Origin of the sequence: Achromobacter spanius (genome assembly GCF_039673305.1) — a bacterium.
Taxonomy (GTDB): Bacteria; Pseudomonadota; Gammaproteobacteria; order Burkholderiales; family Burkholderiaceae_B; genus Achromobacter; species Achromobacter spanius_F.
Window position 1 is genome coordinate 1 of the sequence record NZ_JBDJLJ010000084.1, and the last position, 19305, is coordinate 19305.

General features: G+C 67.7%; 17 protein-coding genes. 2 read left to right on the forward strand and 15 right to left on the reverse strand.

The window, feature by feature from the left end; translation table 11 throughout:
• A partial coding sequence (locus ABE485_RS29510; RefSeq protein ID WP_346518806.1) for an amino acid ABC transporter permease occupies window positions 1-720 on the forward strand: 720 nt, incomplete at its 5' end.
• Between the two features lie 7 nt (window positions 721-727).
• Here the strand turns inward: ABE485_RS29510 and ubiT are convergent.
• The 15 genes from ubiT to ABE485_RS29585 form a co-directional block, all read right to left on the reverse strand.
• Window positions 728-1171, reverse strand: a complete 444-nt coding sequence (gene ubiT, locus ABE485_RS29515; RefSeq protein WP_346518807.1) for a ubiquinone anaerobic biosynthesis accessory factor UbiT — start codon at window positions 1169-1171, stop codon at window positions 728-730.
• Window positions 1168-2061 carry a U32 family peptidase gene (locus tag ABE485_RS29520; protein ID WP_346518821.1) on the reverse strand — a complete coding sequence of 298 codons (894 nt, stop codon included), beginning with the start codon at window positions 2059-2061 and terminating at the stop codon, window positions 1168-1170. Before ABE485_RS29520 ends, ubiT begins: the two co-directional genes overlap by 4 nt.
• Entirely contained in the window at window positions 2058-3074 is a 1017-nt protein-coding gene (ubiU, locus tag ABE485_RS29525; protein ID WP_346518808.1) for a ubiquinone anaerobic biosynthesis protein UbiU, read from the reverse strand. Before ubiU ends, ABE485_RS29520 begins: the two co-directional genes overlap by 4 nt.
• Window positions 3075-3157: 83 nt before the next feature.
• Window positions 3158-3820 carry a response regulator transcription factor gene (locus tag ABE485_RS29530; protein WP_346518809.1) on the reverse strand — a complete coding sequence of 221 codons (663 nt, stop codon included), beginning with the start codon at window positions 3818-3820 and terminating at the stop codon, window positions 3158-3160.
• 14 nt (window positions 3821-3834) lie between these two features.
• Window positions 3835-5772, reverse strand: coding sequence for a type IV pili methyl-accepting chemotaxis transducer N-terminal domain-containing protein (locus tag ABE485_RS29535; protein WP_346518810.1), 1938 nt, complete (start codon window positions 5770-5772; stop codon window positions 3835-3837).
• Between the two features lie 94 nt (window positions 5773-5866).
• A complete protein-coding gene (mobB, locus tag ABE485_RS29540) occupies window positions 5867-6364 on the reverse strand; it encodes a molybdopterin-guanine dinucleotide biosynthesis protein B (RefSeq protein ID WP_346518811.1) in 498 nt (165 codons plus the stop codon).
• Window positions 6361-7026, reverse strand: a complete 666-nt coding sequence (locus tag ABE485_RS29545) for a carbonic anhydrase (RefSeq protein WP_346518812.1) — start codon at window positions 7024-7026, stop codon at window positions 6361-6363. Before ABE485_RS29545 ends, mobB begins: the two co-directional genes overlap by 4 nt.
• Window position 7027: 1 nt before the next feature.
• Window positions 7028-8023, reverse strand: coding sequence for a GTP 3',8-cyclase MoaA (gene moaA, locus ABE485_RS29550; RefSeq protein WP_346518822.1), 996 nt, complete (start codon window positions 8021-8023; stop codon window positions 7028-7030).
• Window positions 8023-8784: a peptidylprolyl isomerase gene (locus ABE485_RS29555; protein WP_346518813.1), complete on the reverse strand. Its 762-nt coding sequence runs from the start codon at window positions 8782-8784 to the stop codon at window positions 8023-8025. Before ABE485_RS29555 ends, moaA begins: the two co-directional genes overlap by 1 nt.
• A 21-nt stretch (window positions 8785-8805) precedes the next feature.
• Window positions 8806-9489 carry a respiratory nitrate reductase subunit gamma gene (gene narI / locus ABE485_RS29560; protein ID WP_346518814.1) on the reverse strand — a complete coding sequence of 228 codons (684 nt, stop codon included), beginning with the start codon at window positions 9487-9489 and terminating at the stop codon, window positions 8806-8808.
• Between the two features lie 18 nt (window positions 9490-9507).
• Entirely contained in the window at window positions 9508-10155 is a 648-nt protein-coding gene (gene narJ / locus ABE485_RS29565; protein WP_346518815.1) for a nitrate reductase molybdenum cofactor assembly chaperone, read from the reverse strand.
• Between the two features lie 15 nt (window positions 10156-10170).
• Window positions 10171-11736, reverse strand: coding sequence for a nitrate reductase subunit beta (narH, locus tag ABE485_RS29570; RefSeq protein WP_346518816.1), 1566 nt, complete (start codon window positions 11734-11736; stop codon window positions 10171-10173).
• Entirely contained in the window at window positions 11733-15476 is a 3744-nt protein-coding gene (locus ABE485_RS29575) for a nitrate reductase subunit alpha (protein ID WP_346518817.1), read from the reverse strand. The genes narH and ABE485_RS29575 overlap by 4 nt, the downstream gene beginning before the upstream one ends.
• 184 nt (window positions 15477-15660) lie before the next feature.
• Window positions 15661-17046 (reverse strand): NarK family nitrate/nitrite MFS transporter, encoded by a 1386-nt coding sequence (locus tag ABE485_RS29580; RefSeq protein WP_346518818.1) that lies wholly within the window; start codon window positions 17044-17046, stop codon window positions 15661-15663.
• 26 nt (window positions 17047-17072) lie between these two features.
• Window positions 17073-18332: an MFS transporter gene (locus ABE485_RS29585; protein WP_346518819.1), complete on the reverse strand. Its 1260-nt coding sequence runs from the start codon at window positions 18330-18332 to the stop codon at window positions 17073-17075.
• A gap of 243 nt (window positions 18333-18575) precedes the next feature.
• Here ABE485_RS29585 and ABE485_RS29590 point away from each other — a divergent pair.
• A partial coding sequence (locus ABE485_RS29590) for an NnrS family protein (RefSeq protein WP_346518820.1) occupies window positions 18576-19305 on the forward strand: 730 nt, incomplete at its 3' end.

The following is a 19305-nucleotide window of genomic DNA, read 5'->3' on the forward strand; positions in this document are numbered from 1 at the left end:
CCTCGGGCGCGCGCGGCGTTGCTGGCCGCCCTGCTGGCGGTCGCCGTCGGGGCGCTCACCGGCTGGCCGTGGGGCGGCGCGCTGATCGGCCCGCAACGCTGGGGCGGTCTGCTGGTGACGTTGATCCTGGCACTGGCCGCGCTGGCCGCCGCCGTGCCGCTCGCCTTCGCGCTGGCCCTGCTGCGCCGATCGGGCAGCGGCGCCGGGTCCCTGGCCGCGGCCGGCCTGATCGAGGCCGTGCGCGGCGTGCCGCTGGTCACGCAGCTATTGTTCGCATCGTTTGTGCTGCCCCTGCTGCTGGGCGGCGGCGTGTCGAAGTTCAGCATGGCGCTGGCCGCGCTGACGCTGCACACCGCCTGCCTGTTGGCCGAGGTGCTGCGCGGCGCGCTGCAGGCCATTCCGCCCGGACAGATGATGGCCGCGCGCGCGCTGGGCATGCGCCCCGCACTGGCCTATGCCTGCGTGATCTGGCCGCAGGCCCGCCGCATCGCGGCGCCCGCGGCGCTGGGCGTATTCGTGGGCGCGGTCAAGGACACCTCGCTGGTCAGCATCATCGGCGTCTTCGACGTGCTGGGCGCGGCCAAGGCCGTGGTGGCCGGCACCGCCTGGCGTCCCTACCATGTGGAGGTCTACCTGGCGGTGGCCCTGCTGTACCTGGTCGCCAGCCTGGCGTTGTCGCGCGTCGCGCGGCGGATGGAGGGCCGGGGCGGCCAGCGGTGAACGCAGCCTAGCCGCCCGCACCGCTGCCCGCACCGCTCATTCTCTGCAGCCATGCGGGCCTGGGCGAGGCGTCCAGCCAGTTCTTCACGATCAGCCCCAGTTCCGTGTCGCCCGAAATCCGCAGGCGGCGCTGGAAGAACAAGGTGTCGGCGTCGGTTTCCGCGCGCATCAGCGCCAGGAAATCGGCCAGCTTCGCGCCCAGTTCCAGTTCGGCGACGCCGGCGTTCCAGGCCGGGCGGAACGCGCCGTTGCGCACCACGAAACTGCTGCGCAGCCCCAGGTCCTCTACCGTAATGGCAAAACTGCGGCCGTCGAGCTCAGCGGGCGGTTCCAGCCACTTGAGCCGCCGCGCCACTTCCAGACCGGCCACGAAGTGCAGCGACACGAACGGCCCGGGCACGCGCCGGCCCAGCCGGGCCAGCAGCGGCGGCAGATTCAGCGCGGCGCTCATGCGGCAACCTCCTGCAGCGCGATCCCGGCCTGCCCGTAGTAATAGCCGTTGCAGCGGCCGATGCCGGCCGGCGGCGACACGGCGTCCGGCTTGCCGCCGCGGCGCGTGGCGTCCAGCGCGGCGATCGCTTCCAGCGTGCCCGCCGACTGCGGGCTGACGCGCAGCACCTCCACGCCCATCCCGGCCAGTTCGTGCGCCTGGGCCAGCAGGTCCAGGCAGGCGGCCGACTGCACCTGGATGCCGTTGATGCCCAGAAATTCCCGAGATTCGCGGGTGCGCATGTCGAGTCCGTCCGGGTGTTCGATGCAGCGGAAGCCGCAGTCGTCCTTCTTCAGGCGGAAATGCCGCGCCGTGAAGCAGCGCGCCGAAAACGCCAGCGCCATCCTGCCCCAGACCATGACCTCGACCTGCAGCCCCGCCGGCCGTTCGCGCACAAGACGGGCCAGCGTGGCGCCGTCCATCTCAAGCGGCGCGACAAAGCGCGCGGCCCCGCGGTTCGCCAGCCAGGACAGCGTGCCGCCGTGGTAGGCGTTCAGGTGCGGACCGGCCACGAAAGCGCGGCCGTTCAGGTGACGCACCGCGCCCAGCTCGCCCGCCTCGACCATGAAGTCATCCTGGGCGCAGAGCTTCTTGAGCGCGCTGGCCTCCGCGCCGGTCTCGATCAGGGTGCGGCCCGACAGCACGACGGTCTTGCCCATGGCGCGCAGGTCGCGGGCCAGTTCGAGCCAATCGTCGGCACGCAGCTCGTGCCGGCGGCTACAGACGGTTTCGCCCACGTAGATGATGTCCGCGGGACTCTCCGCCAGGGCGGCATAGAAGTCCATCGTGCGCTGGCGCGGCCAGTAGTACAGCAAGGGGCCGACTGAAATCTGGAATGGGATCGGGGTCATTTCCATGGACGTTCGAAAGCGCCTTGAGTGACTTGGGAACCCTCGGCATGGCGCGCCAGCATGGCGTTCCATTCGGGGCGCGGAGAGTAGCGCGCGGCATCCGCATGCACGCTGTCCAGCGCGGCGCGCAAGGTGGACACCACCTGGGTGACGTAAGCCGGGCTGCGCTGGCGTCCTTCGATCTTGATCGCGGATACGCCCATTTCCGCCAGGCGCGGCAACAGGCCGATGGCGTTCAGGCTGGTGGGCTCTTCCAGCGCGTGGTCGGCCTGCCCATCGACGTCGAAGCGGCCCTTGCACAGCGTGGGATAGGCGGCGGGCTCGCCGGGTTCATAGCGGTCGATGAGAATGCCCGACAGGCGCGCGTCCATGCGGCCGTTCTCTTCCACCCAGCGCACGGCGTGCGCGGGCGAACAGACGCCCTTGTTGTTGGGCGAGTCGCCGGTGGCGTACGAGGACAGCAGGCAGCGGCCTTCGGCCATGACGCAGAGGCTGCCGAAGCCGAACACCTCGACCTCGACGCTGACGGTGGCGCAGATGCGGGCGATCTCGGCCAGCGTCAGCACGCGCGGCAGCACCACGCGCCGGATGCCGAACTGTTCCTTCATCAGTTCGATGGCGTCGGCGTGCGTGGCCGAGCCCTGCACGGACAGGTGCAGGCGCAGGTCCGGGTAGCGGTCGCTGGCGTAGGCCAGCAGGCCCGGATCGGCCATGATGACCGCGTCGGCGCCCAGATCGTGGGCGGCGTCGACCGCCGCCTGCCATTCGTGCAGCCGGCCGGCCTGCACGAAGGTGTTGATGGCGAACAGCACCTGCCGGTTGCGCCGGTGCGCCAGTTCGACGCCTGCGCGGATGTCTGCTTCGGTGAAATTGAGCCCGGCGAAGTTGCGGGCGTTCGTGGCGTTCTTGAGCCCGAGATAGACGGTGTCGGCGCCCGCCTCTATCGCTGCTTTCAGCGCGGCAAGGCTGCCGGCCGGGGCCACGAGCTCCATGGGAGAGGTTCGATTTTCCATGTCGGCCAGTCTATGGGCCGACCGCCCCGCCGGCCTTGTCGCAGATCAAACTGCAGGGCGCGCGGCGCGCCATTTATTGCGGTCTACTCTTCCGTGTACAGCCCGCGCTCGACCGCGTACACCGCGACCTGCACGCGGCTGGTCAGGTTGAGCTTCTTCAGCACGTTCTGCACGTGGATCTTGACCGTGCTTTCGCTGACGTCCAGTTCGCGGGCGATGACCTTGTTGCTGGCGCCGCGCGCCAGCCACTGCACGATCTGGGTCTCGCGCGCGGTGAGCCGGTGGCGCTCGGCCGAGCCGGGCGGCGGCGGGGTCTGACTGGCCTGGCCGCGGAACTGCTCGACCAGCTTGGCCGTCATGCTGTCGGCGATGACGGCTTCGCCGCCGGCCGCGCGGCGGATGGCGGACACCAGCGCCTCGGCATCGATGTTCTTGACCAGGTAGCCGCGGGCGCCGTCGCGCAGCGCCTGGCCAAGTTCGTCGGCCTCTTCCGAGACCGTCAGGATGATGACCGCGCAACCAGGCAGGTCCTGCGTCAAGAGCTGCAGCGTCTCCAGGCCCGACAGCCCCGGCAGGTTCAGGTCCAGCAGGACGACGTCGGGCTTGAGTTCCTTGGCGCGCTTCAGGCCTTCGACGCCGTCGCCGGCTTCGGCCACGACCTCGAAGTCGGGCTGGCGCTGCAGCAGCAGGCGCACGCCGGAACGGAACAGGGTGTGGTCGTCGATGAGGAGGATACGGATGGTCATGATGGGCAAGGATGTCAGGCGGCCTGGCGCTCCGCGCCAGGCAGGATCAGCGAGACGCGGGTCCCGGCGCCTGGCTGCGAGTCGAGTTTTATCACGGCGCGCATGCGCGCGGCGCGCTCGCGCATGATGTGCAGGCCCACGTGGGATTCGCCGCGCTCGGCGACATCCGCGGGGTCGTAGCCCTGGCCGTCGTCGGCGATCAGCAGCGTGAAGTCGCGGCCGTTGGCGACCTCGATGCGCACGCGGCTGGCTTCGGAATGCTTGCGCACGTTGGACAGCGCTTCCTGCAGGATGAACAGCACCTGCAACTGCTGCTCCGGCTGCAGCGGCGCGCCCTCGCCCTGGTTGAATGCCAGGTCGGTCTGGATGCTGGTCTGGCGGCGAAAACGCGCCACGGTGTCTTCGATGGCGGCCTGCAGGTCGCCCTGCGACAGCTTGCTGCGGAAGTTGGTCAGCAGTTCGCGCACGTCCTGGTAGCTTTCATCGAGGCCGGTGCGCAAGAGCGGCAGGATCTCCGTGACCTCTTCCTCGTCGCCGCGCTTGATCGCCGCATCCAGCATCTGCAGCTGCAGGTTCAGGAAATTCAGGCCCTGCGCCAGGCTGTCGTGCAGGCCCTGGGCCACCAGCCCGCGTTCCTGCACCACGGCCAGCTGGCGCGCCTGCGCGCTCAGGCGGCGGTTGTCCAGCGCCACGCCCAGGTGCTGCCCCAGCGTTTCCAGCAGCTGCGAATCCGACGCCTGAAGGCGGCGGTGCTGGCGGAAGTGCAGCGAATACGAGCCCAGGACTTCGTCGCGGGTGACGATGCGGAACACGGCCACGCTGGAAAAGCCTTCCCGCTGGCAGTTCAGGTCCAGGTCCGGCGGCGACTGGCGGAAGTCCTGGATGACGATGACGCCGGCCTGGCGCGTGGCGACGCCGCAGTAGCAGTCGTCCACCTTCATGCAGTGTTCGGATTCCACCAGTTCATCGGACAGCCCGACCGACACCACCAGGTTGAGCTTTTCGTTGTTGGGATCGAGCGCCCGGATGCTGCCCGCGTCGGCATCGAACTGCAGCATGACGCGGCGCAGGAAACCGTCGCACATGGCTTCGATCTCGTTGGGCTGGTTCAGGAACGCCGCCATGTCGTACAGCGCGCCGATATCGCGGTTCTGCGCGGCCAGCTGCGCGGTCTTGTGCTCCACCCGCTGTTCCAGCCCGGTGTACAGGTCCTGCAGTTCGTCGGCCATGCGGTTGAAGCCGCGGGCCAGCACGCCGAACTCGTCCTTGCTTTCCACGGGCAGGCGCGTGCTGAATTCGCGCGCGGCCATGCGCTGCAGGCCGTCGCGCAGGCGCAGCACCGGCGAAATGATCCACAGATACAGCAGGTAGATCATCGCCAGCGTGCCCGCGCTGGCGATGGCCGCCAGCACCCCCTGCGACAGGCGCAGCGACGTGGTCTTGCCGGCGTTGTCCTGCTCGATCATGCGCACCAGCGTGTCCGCCCGCGACACGAATTCCGGCAGCGTTTCCAGGTAGGTGGCGGCGTCCGGCTGGGCGATGGCGCGCAGGGCCGCCGGCTTCATGATGTCGTGCCAATAGGCGGCCACGTCGTGCCACTGGACGCGGATGGCCTCGTCGTTGGGAATGAACAGCGGGCGCGCCGGATTGCCCCGCGCCAGGCGCGAGATGGTCTCGTCCAGCAGCTGGATCTGTTCGGTGGTGCGGACCTCGCGGCCGGCCTGCGGGCGCATCAGTTCGACGGCCACGCGGTTGGCGCGCATGCGCAGGCTGCCGGTGTCGTTGATGGCCGCGCCCGCGCCTTCGAGCTGCCAGGACAGCCAGAGCGTCCAGCTCACCATGGACAGCACCACCACCAGCGCCAGCAGCGAGCTCGCCACGATGCGCGTGGACAGGCGATGCCTGGGAGAAGGCAGGCCGTCGGAATCGGCGGTGGAAGGGGTGGACGTCATGGATGTCGGCGCCGGGCGGGAATCTCTGGCGTCAGTGTAGCCCCTTCCCGCCAGCGCCCCGCCGCCGGAACCGGCCGCCGCGGCGCGCACGCGCTCAGCCCAGCCCAAGGCTGCGGCAGATGAATTCCGCGACCCGGGCAGGTTCGTTCAGCGGCAGGCAGGGCAAGCCGATCTCCAGCCGCGCGTCCGTCACGACCGCCAGGAAGGTGTCGTCGTCGGTGTGCAGCGGCGGCTTGCCCAATGCGGGCCGGTAGACCTCGATGCGCGGGATCGCCGCCTGCTTGAAGCCTTCGACCAGCACCAGGTCGGCCGGCGACAGCCGGGCCAGCTGCGCCTCCAGCGACGGTTCGGGCGCGTCGCGCAGTTCGTGCACGATGGCGTAGCGGTACGGCGACGCCACCATGACCTCCTGCGCGCCCGCCAGCCGGAAGCGCGCGCTGTCCTTGCCGGGCGGCTCCATCTGGAAATCGTGGTGGCTGTGCTTGATGACATTCACGCGCAGGCCGCGCCCGCCCAGCAGCGGCAGCATCGCCTCGATCAGGGTGGTCTTGCCGCTGCCGGAGCGGCCGGCGATACCGAATACAGGGGTCATATGAGGGCTGGCTCCGTCAGCAGTGGGCACACGATGGGCAGGAATGTGTCCGCCCGCGGGGAGTATGCCAGCAAAGCGCCGGCCACCAGGTCGAAATACCACCCGTGCAGCGTCAGGCTGCCGCCGTCCACGGCCCGCCGCACGAATGGCAGGTCCTCCAGATTACGCAGCGAAATCAGGATCGAGGCCTGTTCGCAGGCGCGGCGGCGGTCTTCCTTGGACGCATCGGGCATTTGCCGCAGCACGCGCTCGCGCGCCGGTTCGGCGATGTCCATCCAGCGGCCCAGGTAGTCGGTTTCGCCGTCGCGGCGGATGCCGCGCTCCATCAGCGCCCGGATGCCGCCGCACTGGGCGTGGCCCAGCACGATGATGCGGCTGACCTGCAGCTGCTCGACGGCGAACTGGATCGCCGCCAGCACGCCCTGCAGCCCGCGGTCCTTGCTGGCGGGGGGCACCAGGTTGGCCACGTTGCGCACGGTGAAGATGTCGCCGGGGTCGCAGCCCAGCAGCATGGCGGGATCCACCCGCGAATCGCAGCAGCCGATCAGCAGCGTGCTGGGATGCTGGCCTTCGCGCAGGTTCTGGTAGAGCGACGGCGCGTCTTCGTAGTATTGCTGCTGGAACCGCTGGAAGCCGCCGACGAGGCGTTCGATGTCTCGCATGTCAGCCTCCGGTTTGCGCCATGAAGCGCACGATGCGTTCGGGCCGGGCATTGAACTCGTGGCGCTCGGGCTTGGCGGCGATGCCCGCAAGGATGGCGCGGGTGAGCTCGGCGTCGCTGGCGCCCGCGCGCAGCAGGCGTCCCAGCGGCACCTGGTCTTCCTGGCCCAGGCAGAGATACAGGGTTCCGTCCACGCCCAGCCTGACGCGATTGCAGGTGGCGCAGAAATGGCGCGACATCGGGGTAATCACGCCCAGCACGGGCGCGCCCTGGCCGCGGGTCCAGTAGCGCGCCGGGCCATTGCGCGATTCCGCCACGGACGGCACCAAGCCGGCGTCCGCGGCCAGCCGCGCGCCCATTGCATTCAGGTCGGTATGCGCGTAGCCGCGGCCGCACTCGCCCATGGGCATGGGTTCGATCAGGCGCAGCACGAAGCCCTGCTCCACCGCGTACGCCAGCAGCCGGCGCACTTCGGCTTCGGGCGTGGCGGCGTGCACCACGCTGTTGAGCTTGATCGGCGAAAAGCCGGCCACCCGCGCGGCCGCCAGTCCGGCCAGCACCGAATCCAGGCAGTCGCGGCCGGTGATCTGCGAGAACGCCGCGGCATCCAGCGTGTCCAGGCTGATGTTCAGGCGGCTCACACCCGCCTCGCGCAGGGACTGCGCATGGCGGGTGAGCTGCGTGGCGTTGGTGGACACGGACAGGTCGCGCAGCCCGGGCATGGCCGCGATGACGGCGGCCAGGCCCGCCACGCCCTTGCGCAGCAGCGGCTCGCCGCCGGTCAGCCTGACCTTGGCGACGCCCAGCCCGACGAACAGCCCGACCAGCCGGGCCATTTCCTCGTGGGTCATCCAGTTGGCGGGGGTCTCGAAGCCCTTGAAGTCCTTGGGCAGGCAGTAGCTGCAACGCAGATCGCAGCGGTCCGTGACCGAGACCCGCAGATAGTCGATGCGGCGGCCGAAGCCGTCCGTGAGTGCGGCAGCGGCAGGCTCGTCCATCACGCAAGGCTCCCGCTGAAGACGCGTTCGGGTTCGCCGTCGTCCAGGTCGATGCCCGAAATCCTGGCCCGCCCCACCAGCAGCTTGGTGTACTGCCGCCAGGCGGTGTCGCGGCTCATGGACGTCAGCGCCATGCCGATCTGCTGCGCCACGTGCTCGTAGGGCAAGAGGCGCCCTTCGATGCGGCGCGTGACGCGCACGATGTGCAAGCCGTGGCGCGTCTGCAGCAATTGCGGCAGGATGCCGCCTGACGGCAGCGCGAACACGGCGCGCTCGAATTCGGGCACGGTGTCGCCGCGCCCGAGCTGGCCCAGGCTGCCGCCCACCGCGGCCGACGGGCAATTGGACTGCTCGCGCGCCACCTCGGCGAATCGGGACGGATCCGCCAGCAGCTCGGTCAGCACCACGTTGGCGTGCGCCTTCAGCATGTCCAGGTTCACGCCGGGCGTGACCTGGAACAGGATGTGGTCGGCCTCGACCAGTTCGCCCACCATGAAGCGTTCGGGGTGCATCTGGTAGAAGCGGCGGCAGGCTTGCTCGTCGGCCTCGGGCGCGGGCGCCTGGCTGGCGAGCAAGGCGCCGATGGCGCTTTCCTCGTCGGACACTTCCAGGCCCTGCCGACCGGCCTCGTCCAGCAGCACGCGGCGCAGCACCAGCGCGGTGACCGCCTCGCGCATCGGATTGCCGGCCTCGGCATGCAGGGGCAGTTCACGTTCCAGATCCGCGTCGCTCAGTTCGACGCCGTTGACGATGACAGGCATGATCGGCTCCTAAAACAGGGTTCAACGCGGGCGGACGAGCTGCCAGGCGCGGCCCAGGTAGCCAACTGACGCGAAGCCGCTCCATACGTGCACCAGGCGGGTGAACGGGAAGATCACGAACAGCGTCAGGCCCATGAACAGGTGCGCCTTGAACAGCAGCGGCACCCCGGCGATGTAGCTGGCGGCGTCGCCCTGGAAGGTGACGATGTGCTGCGCCCAGGTCATCAGGTGCACCATCATTTCGCCGTCCATGTGGCCGGCCGACAGCGCAATCGTGGACAGGCCCAGCAGCAGGGTCACCAGGATCCACAGCAGCAAGAGCTTGTCGCCCGGGCGCGTGGCGTGGGCGATGCGCGGATCGCTGAGCCGGCGGTGGATGAGGATCAGCAGGCCGATCAGGCACAGCCCGCCCATGACGCCGCCCGCCACCATCGCGACCATCTGCTTGAGCGAGTGCGAAACGCCCAGGGTGTCCCACACGACGACGGGCGTCAGCAGGCCGACCAGATGGCCGAAGAACAGGCCCAGGATGCCCACGTGGAACAGGATGTTGCCCAGCCGCAGCTGGCCGCGGTGCAGCAGCTGCGAGCTGTCGGACTTCCAGGTGTACTGCTCGCGCTCAAACCGCGCCAGGCTGCCCAGCAGGAAAACCGTCAGCGCAATGTAGGGATAGATGCCGAAGAGAAACTGATTCAGGGAATTCATGATGCGTCGTCCTGAGCATTAGTGAGTCGCGGGCGAACGGGGATAGAAGCGCACGGTCTGCGCCCCGTCTCCCGAGAACGGCCGCAGCAGCGGTTCCACGCCATCCGGACCGGCGCCGAAGATCTCCATTGCCTCGTCCATGTCGCGCACCGGCGCCTCGGTCTGCACACGGGGGATCACGCGGGACTGGGCGCGCAGCACGGCGAAGACGCAGGCGTAGGGGCTCTCGCCCTTGGCCAGGCGCGCGCCGATGGCGGCCAGCACGTGGATGGCCTCGTCCAGCAGGTCCTGGGCCTGGTCGGGATCGATGACCCCCAGGAACTCCAGGAACAGCGGCACGTGGTCCGGCAGTTCGGACACCACCGGTTCGAAGCCGTGCTCGCGGTAGGTGTCCAGCAGGTCCACCATGGCCTGGCCGCGGTCGCGGCTTTCGCCGTGCACGTGTTCGAACAGGTGCAGCGAATGCGAGCGGTTGCGGTCGAAGGTGGCGACGTAGTTTTCCTGCAGCGGGATCAGGTCGTTGGAAGCCAGGTAGCCGATCAGGGGCTGCAGGGTTTCCTCGGCCTCCGGATAGGCGGCCAGGGCCTCCTCCATTTCACCCAGGTAGTCCAGCAGCTCGGGCTCGGGATAGCAGAGCAAGGCGGAAAGCAGGCGGTACAAGCTCATGGTGTTCTCCTTTCCTCAGGCCGAAACGGCCTTCTTGCGTGACTTGGGCATCTCGATGAAGATTTCGCTGCCCTGGGGCTTGCGGCCGAACAAGGTGCCTTCCGACACCCCGCCCGAGCAGCCGTTGCCGAAGGTAAAGCCGCAGCTGCCTTTTTCGTTGAAGCTGTCTTCGACCACTTCCTTGTGGCTGCTGGGCACGACGAACCGGTCTTCGTAGTTGGCGATGGCCATGATCCGGTACATGTCCTGCACGGTTTCCTCGGACAACCCGACCTGGTCCAGCAGGGCCGTGTCGCGTTCGCCGTGGACGGTCTCGGACCGCTTGTAGGCGCGCATGGCCAGCATGCGTTCCAGGGCCTGCAGCACCGGCGCTTCCTTGCCGGCGGTCAGCAGGTTGGCCAGGTAGCGCACGGGAATGCGCAGGCTGGACACGTCGGGGATCATGCCGCTCTTGCCCACGGTGCGCTGGGGCATCTTGCCGGATTCGGCGGCCGACTGGATCGGCGACAGCGGCGGGATGTACCAGACCATCGGCAGCGTGCGGTATTCCGGGTGCAGCGGGAACGCGACCTTCCATTCGACGGCCATCTTGTAGACCGGCGAATTGCGGGCGGCTTCCAGCCAGGATTCCGGGATACCCTGCTCGCGCGCCGCGGCGATCACCTCGGGCGAATGCGGGTCCAGGAACAGGCCGAGCTGCTCTTCGTACAGGTCCTGCTCGCTGGCGGTGGACGCGGCGTTCTCGATCTGGTCGGCGTCATACAGCAGGACGCCCAGGTAGCGGATGCGGCCCACGCAGGTTTCCGAGCACACGGTCGGCTGGCCGGCCTCGATGCGCGGATAGCAGAACGTGCACTTCTCGGCCTTGCCGCTGTTCCAGTTGTAGTAGATCTTCTTGTACGGGCAGCCCGAGATGCACATGCGCCAGCCGCGGCACTTGTCCTGGTCGACCAGGACGATGCCGTCGTCTTCGCGCTTGTAGATGGAGCCCGACGGGCAGCTGGCGACACAGGCCGGGTTAAGGCAGTGTTCGCACAGGCGCGGCAGGTACATCATGAAGGTGTTCTCGAAGGTCGAGTACATCTCCTTCTGCACGCCTTCGAACAGCGCGTCGCGGCTGCGCGCGCTGAACTCGCCGCCCAGGTCGTCTTCCCAGTTCGGGCCCCACTGGATCTTCTCCATCTTCTTGCCGGTCAGGACCGACACGGGGCGCGCGGTGGGCGGCGTCTGCGACAGCGGCGCGTTCTGCAGGTGCTCGTAGTCGTAGGTGAACGGCTCGTAGTAGTCGTCGATGGCGGGCAGGTTCGGGTTGGCGAAGAGGTTGGCCAGGATGCGCAGCTTGCCGCCCTGGCGCGGTTCCAGCTTGCCCGCGGCGTTGCGGGTCCAGCCGCCCTTCCACTTGCCCTGGTTCTCCCATTCCTTCGGATATCCGATGCCGGGCTTGGTTTCAACGTTGTTGAACCAGGCATACTCGACACCGTCGCGGCTGGTCCAGACGTTCTTGCAGGTGACCGAGCAAGTGTGGCAGCCAATGCACTTGTCCAGGTTCAGCACCATGCCGATTTGGGCGCGTATCCTCATGATTGCTTCTCTTCTTGTTGCAGTTCTTCGACGAGCGGGCCTTCCAGCCAGTCGACCTTTTTCATCTTGCGCACCACCACGAATTCGTCGCGGTTGGCGCCGACGGTGCCGTAGTAGTTGAAGCCGTAGGCCTGCTGGGCGTATCCCCCGATCATGTGCGTGGGCTTGAGCACCGTGCGCGTTACCGAGTTGTGGATGCCGCCGCGCTTGCCGCTGGTTTCGGCGCCCGGCACGTTCACGATCTTCTCCTGGGCGTGGTACATCAGGCACATGCCCACCGGCACGCGCTGGCTCACGACCACGCGGGCGGTCAGCGTGCCGTTCACGTTGAAGACTTCGACCCAGTCGTTGTCGACCAGCCCGGCCTGCTTGGCCTCGGCCTCGGAGACCCACACGTGGGGGCCGCCGCGGCTAAGGGTCAGCATGCGCAGGTTGTCCGAGTACGTGCTGTGGATGCCCCACTTCTGGTGCGGCGTGATCCAGTTCAGGACCAGTTCCTTTTCGCCGTTCGGATACTTGCCCAGCATGGGCGCGACCGTCTTGGTGTCGATGGCCGGCTTGTACACGCACGAGCCTTCGCCGAAGTCCAGCATCCAGCGATGGTCCTGGTAGAACTGCTGGCGGCCCGTCAGCGTGCGCCATGGAATCAGCTCATGCACGTTGGTGTAGCCGGCGTTGTAGCTGACCTCTTCGCTTTCCAGGCCGGACCAGGTGGGCGCCGAAATGATCTTGCGCGGCTGGGCCTGGATATCGCGGAAGCGGATCTTGTCGTGCTCGCGGCCGACGGCCAGGTGGGTGTGGTCGCGCCCGGTGATCTTGCCCAGCGCTTCCCAGGCCTTGACCGACACGTGGCCGTTGGTTTCGGGCGCGAAGGTCAGGATCATCTCGGCGGCGTCGATGGCGGTATCCAGGCGCGGACGGCCCTGGCTCACGCCGGCTTCGGTCACGGCGTCGTTGATGCCCGCGAGTTCGTGGACTTCGTGCTGCGTGTTCCAGGTGATGCCCTTGCCGCCGTTGCCCAGCTTGTCCAGCAACGGGCCCACCGACGTGAACTTGCGGTAGATGTCGTTGTAGTCGCGTTCGACCACCGTCATGGACGGCGCGGTCTTGCCGGGAACCAGGTCGCATTCGCCCAGCTTCCAGTCCTTGGGCTCGAAGGCCTGGCCGAGTTCCCCCGGGGTGTCGTGCATCAGCGGGGTCAGCACCAGGTCGCGGCGCTTGCCCAGGTACGGACCGCCGATGTCGGTGAACTTCCTGGCCAGGAGCTTGTAGATCTCCCAGTCGGTCTTGCTTTCCCACAGCGGCTGCACGGCCTCGCTCAGCGGGTGGATGAAGGGGTGCATGTCGGACGTGTTGAGGTCGTCCTTTTCGTACCAGGTGGCCGTGGGCAGCACGATGTCGCCGTACAGGCACGTGGTGCTCATGCGGAAGTCCAGCACCGTCAGCAGGTCCAGCTTGCCTTCGGCGGCGTCTTCCTCGTAGGTGACTTCCGTGGGCTTGATCGCGTCGCCCTCGTCGCCGAACACGGCGTTCTGCGTGCCCAGCAGATACTTCAGGAAGTACTCGTGGCCCTTGCCGCTGGAGCCCAGGATGTTGGAGCGCCACACGAACATGTTGCGCGGGAAGTTGGCCGGATCGTCGGGGTTCTCGCAGGACATGCGCAGTTCGCCGGACTTCATCAGTTCGACGGCGTGCGCCACCGGATCCTTGCCCAGGCTGTCGGCCTGCGCCACCACGTCCAGCGGATTGGTGCGCAGCTGCGGGGCCGACGGCAGCCAGCCCATGCGCTCGGCGCGGGCGTTCAGGTCGATCATGCTGAGTTCGCTGTACTTGGCGCGGTCGGCGGTGGGGCCGAGCACTTCCTGCACATTCAGCTTTTCATGGCGCCACTGGCTGGTGTGCGCGTAGAAGAAGGAGGTGCCGTTCATCTGGCGCGGCGGGCGGACCCAGTCCGCGGCGAACGCCAGGGGCGCCCAGCCGAACTGCGGACGCAGCTTTTCCTGGCCCACGTAGTGCGCCCAGCCCCCGCCGCTCTTGCCCACGCAGCCGCACATCATCAGCATGTTGATGATGCCGCGGTAGATCATGTCCATGTGGTACCAGTGGTTCAGGCCGGCGCCGACGATCACCATGGACTTGCCTTCGGTGTCGTGGGCGTTCTGCGCGAACTCGCGCGCCACCTGGATCACCTGCGCGCGCGGCACGCTGGTGTGCTTTTCCTGCCAGGCCGGCGTGTACGGCACGTCATCGTCGTACGAGGCCGCGACGTTGCCGCCGCCCAGGCCGCGGTCCAGGCCGTAGTTGGCCATCTGCAGGTCGTACACCGTGGCGACCAGGGCCTCGGTGCCGTCGGCCAGGCGGATGCGGCGGACGGGCACGTTGCGCACCAGCAGCTCGTCGTGCTCGCTGCCGAAGTACGGGAAGCCCACGCCGACCACGGCGTCCGACTTGTCCAGCAGGGTCAGCGTCGGCAGGATCTCGCGGCCGTTGCCGCCGTCCTTGGATTCCAGGTTCCAGCGGCCGACCTTTTCGCCGCCGTTGACCGCGCCTTCGCCCCAGCGGAAACCGATGCTGCCGTTGGGGGCCACCAGGTCGCCGCTGGCCTCGTCCAGCACCAGCGTCTTCCAGTCGGGGTTGTTTTGTTCGCCCAGCGCGTTGTCCAGCTGGGACGCGCGCAGGAAGTGGTCAGGGGCGTAGAAGCCGTCGCGCTCCTTGAGCTGCACCAGCATCGGCATGTCGGTGTAGCGGCGCACGTAGTCCGTGAAATAGGCCGACTTGCCCGACAGGTGGAATTCCTTGAGGATCACGTGGCCCATGGCCATGGCCAGGGCGGCGTCGGTGCCCTGCTTGGGGGCCAGCCAGATGTCGCCGAACTTGACCATTTCGCCGAAGTCGCTGGACACGGCCACGGTCTTGGTGCCCTTGTAGCGGACTTCGGTGTAGAAGTGGGCGTCCGGGGTGCGGGTCTGGGGCACGTTGGAGCCCCACACCATCAGGTAGGTCGAGTTGTACCAGTCGGCCGATTCCGGCACGTCGGTCTGTTCGCCCCAGATCTGGGGGCTGGCGGGCGGAAGATCACAGTACCAGTCGTAGAAGCTCAGGCAGGCGCCGCCCAGCAGGCTCAGGTAGCGCGCGCCGGCGGCGTAGCTGACCATGGACATGGCGGGAATCGGCGAAAAGCCGATCAGGCGGTCGGGGCCGTACTTCTTGATGGTCAGGGCATTGGCGGCGGCGATGATTTCCGTGGCGGTGTCCCAGTCGGCGCGCACGAAGCCACCCAGGCCGCGCACCGACTTGTAGCGCTTGGCGCGCTTGGGATCCTGGCTGATCCATTCCCAGGCCGCGATCGGGTCCATGGTCTTGCGGGCCTCGCGCCACATTTCGATCAGGCGGCCGCGGATCATCGGGTACTTCACGCGCTGCGCCGAATACACGTACCAGCTGTACGAGGCGCCCCGCGGACAGCCGCGCGGCTCATGGTTGGGCAGGTCGGGCCGCGTGCGCGGATAGTCGGTCTGCTGCGTTTCCCAGGTGATCAGGCCGTTCTTGACATACACCTTCCACGAGCAGGACCCGGTGCAGTTGACGCCGTGCGTGGAGCGCACCACCTTGTCGTGCTGCCAGCGGGCGCGGTAGGCGTTTTCCCACTTGCGGTCTTCGTTGACCGTTTCGCCGTGACCGTTCGCGAAGGTGGACTTCACCCGCGACATGAACTTCAACCGGTCCAGAAAATGACTCATTGTGTTTCTCCAAGAACGCCGGCCCGGCCGGCGCGTACTGCGATCAATGCTGTTGAAACAACTTTAGGGCTGGGCCGTCTTGCCGACCATTCGCCGGTGGCACAACCGGGCTTCGGCAGAGTGACTAGATACCCGGGCTGGCCGGACTAACCGGGCCGCGCGGCCCGGCCGGTCAAGCAGGCTGTCAGCAGGGCACGGGCGCATTGCGGCGCGCGTAGTACCACCACGTGATCAGCATGCAGGTGGCGTAGAAGGCGATGAAGCAATACAGCGCGGTCTGGACGCTGCCCGTCATTTCGAGCGAGGTGCCGAAGCTGCGCGGGATGAAGAAGCCGCCGTAGGCCCCGATGGCGCCGGAAAAGCCCAGCACGGCCGCCGATTCCTTGGCCGCTTCCGACATGGCCTGCTTCTGCGCCGCCGGGCCCTTGCCCTGCGCGGCCTGCGTGCGTTCGCGCAGGAAGATCACCGGGATCATGCGGAACGTCGATCCGTTGCCCACGCCGGTCAGCGCGAACAGCACGATGAACATCGCCAGGAAGCCCTGGAAGTCGCCCGCCTGGCCGCCGGCCGGCAGGAACATCACCACGCCCGCCACCGCGGCGATCATGCCGGCGAAGGTGAACAGCGTGACGCGCGCGCCGCCCAGCTTGTCCGAGATCCAGCCGCCCACGGGACGCGTCAGGGAACCCACCAGCGGCCCGAGGAACGCATAGGCCATCGGGTTCACCGTCGGGAACAGCGTCTTGGTCAGCATGGCGAAGCCCGCCGAGAAGCCGATGAAGGAACCGAAGGTGCCCACGTACAGCCAGCACATCAGCCAGTTGTGCTTGCGCTTGAAGATCACCGCCTGGTCCGCGAACGAGGCCCGCGCGTCGGCGATGTCGTTCATGCCGAACCACGCGGCAATGGAGGCCAGCGCGATGGGGATCACCCAGATGAAGCCCGCGTTCTGCAGCCACAGGTTCTGCTGCGCGCCGTTGACGGTGATCGCCTGGGGATCGCCGCCGGCCACGCCGAAGACGCCCACCGAGATCACGACGGGCACCACGAACTGCACCAGGGACACGCCCAGGTTGCCGATGCCCGCGTTCAGCCCGGTGGCCAGGCCCTTCTTTTCCTTCGGGAAGAAGAAGCTGATGTTGGCCATGCTGGAGCTGAAGTTGCCGCCGCCCAGGCCGCACAGCAGGGCCAGGATCAGCAGCGTCGGGAACGACGTGGTCGGGTCGCGCAGCGCGAAGCCCATGCCCAGGGCGGGAATCAGCAGCGACGCGGTGGAGATGGCCGTCCATTTGCGCCCGCCGAAGACGGGCACCAGGAAGGAGTAGAAGATGCGCAGCGTGGCGCCCGACAGCGCGGGCAGCGCCGTCAGCCAGAACAGCTGGTTCTTGGACAGCATGAAGCCGGCGCGGTCCAGGTTGACCACCACGACGCTCCAGAGCATCCAGATGCTGAACGCCAGCATCAGCGCCGGGATGGAAATCCACAGATTTCGGTTGGCGACGCGCGCGCCGGTCTGTTTCCAGAAGCCGGGATTATCCGGTTCCCAGCTCGCAAGGACATGAGTGGACATGGGTTTCTCTCAGGATGGTGGGTGGGTCAGGCGGCTTGCTGCCGGGCGATGGCCGCGCTTTCGGGCCGGAAACTGAAGTGCATGAAGATGAGCGAGACGCAGACGGTGCCGTACAGCAGCATGAAGGCGCTGGAACGCACGCCGGTCAGGTCCAGCAAGACGCCGAACATGATCGGGAGCACGAAGCCGCCCAGGCCGCCGGCCAGGCCGACGATGCCGGACACGGCGCCGATGTTGTCGCTGAACTCGTCGGAAATGAACTTGAAGACGGAAGCCTTGCCGATCGCCATGGCGATGCCCACGATGAACAGCAGGATGGTGAAGGTGACGGGACCCAGCGCGATGCCGAAGGAACGCGGGCCGCCGGCGGTCATGACGGTGAATTCGGTTTGCGGATAGCTGAGCAGGAAGAACGCGACCCAGCACACCCACATCACCCACCAGGTGGTCTTGTAGGCGCCGTAGCGGTCGGAGATCCAGCCGCCCACCGCGCGCAGCACGCCGCCGGGCAGCGAGAAGCAGGCCGCCAGCAGCGCGGCCAGCTTCATGTCGAAGCCGTATTCGCCGATGTAGTACTTGGTCATCCACAACGCCAGCGCCACGTAGCCGCCGAACACCACCGAGTAGTACTGGCAGTAGCGCCAGACGCGCGGGTCCTTCAGCATGGCGAACTGCGCCGACAGCGACGCGCCCCCCGCCACGCGGTGCGACGGGTCGGACGACGAGAACATCCAGAACAGGATCGCGGTGACCAGCAGCGCCACGGCGTAGACCTGGGGCACGATGACCCAGGCGCCGCCAGCGGCCGCGATCAGCGCGGGGGCCACGAACTTGGTGATGGCCGACCCGGAGTTGCCCGCGCCGAACACGCCCATCGCCAGGCCCTGCTTGCTGCGCGGGAACCAGCGCGCCACGTAGGGCGTGCCCACCGAGAACGAGCCGCCGGTCAGGCCGACGAACAGCGCCAGCACCAGGAACTGCCAGTATTCCGTGGCGTAGGACAGCAGCCAGATCGGCACCACCGCCAGCAGCATCAGGATGAAGAAGACGGGCCGGCCGCCGTAGCGGTCGGTCCAGATGCCCAGCGGCACCCGCACAAGGGAACCGGTCAGGACCGGCATCGCGGCCAACAGGCCGAACTGGGTTTCCGACAGGCCCAACTGCGACTTGATCGGAATGCCCAGCACCGCGAAGATCATCCACACCGCAAAACAGATGGTGAAGGCAAACGTGCTGGATATCAGGACCCGCATCGGCGCGCCGGCCGAGGAATGATGTGCTGCCATGGTTAGTCTCGCTTTTTGCTGACAAATTCCTATGTGGCTAGCCTAAGGAGGCCGCCCTGCCCGCACCATTCCCCAGCCGACCAAAGGGGCATTTCCGATGTGCCTAGTCACGCGGGTGAACCGGGCAGGCTTGCGCTGGATCAAGCCGATGGGTCACGGCCACCGCGCCCGCGGAGTTAATATGTATTTGAAATACACGTTTAAAACCGCAACCCCGCGCCTGCATCGCGCAAGGGCCCGACCATGACGACGCTGCTCTCCATCGAAGAACCCGCACGGCCCGCGCGCCGCCCGCCCCCCACCTGGGGCGCCTTCACCGAAATGGGCTTTCGCCCGCTGTACCTGGCCGGCTGCTTCTGGGCGCTGCTTTCCGTGCTGCTGTGGGTGCATGCGCCCAGCCGCCTGACCGGCGTGCTGAACGGCATGTTCTGGCACGCGCATGAAATGCTGTGGGGCTTCGTGGCCACCATCGCCGTGGGCTTCCTGCTGACGGCGGGCGCCAACTGGACCGGCAAGAATCCGCTGCGCGGCAATCCGCTGGCCGTGCTGTGCGGGCTATGGATCGTGGCGCGCGTGGGGTACCTGGTGCCGGGGCGCCCGGCCTTCCTGGTGGCGGCCGCGGCCGATCTGCTGTTCTTCCTGTGGGCGGCCGGGGCGCTGGGACGCGCCGTCGCCGTCACCCGCAACCAGCGCAACTACGGCGTGCCGTTCCTGCTGCTGGCGCTGGGCGCGACGAACGCGCTGTATCTGTGGGCCACCACCGTGCAGGGCGACTACCTGACGCTGATGCGCTATTTCAATGCCGGGCTGCTGAGCATGGCCGTGCTGACGCTCCTGATCGCGCGCCGCGTCATGCCCTTTTTTGCCAAGCGCGCCGTGGCCGGGCTGGACATCCCCGCCCATACCAAAAGCGGCCACTGGCAGCTGGGCGCCGGCATCGTCGCCATCGCCTGCCTGCTGGCGGGCGCCCAGC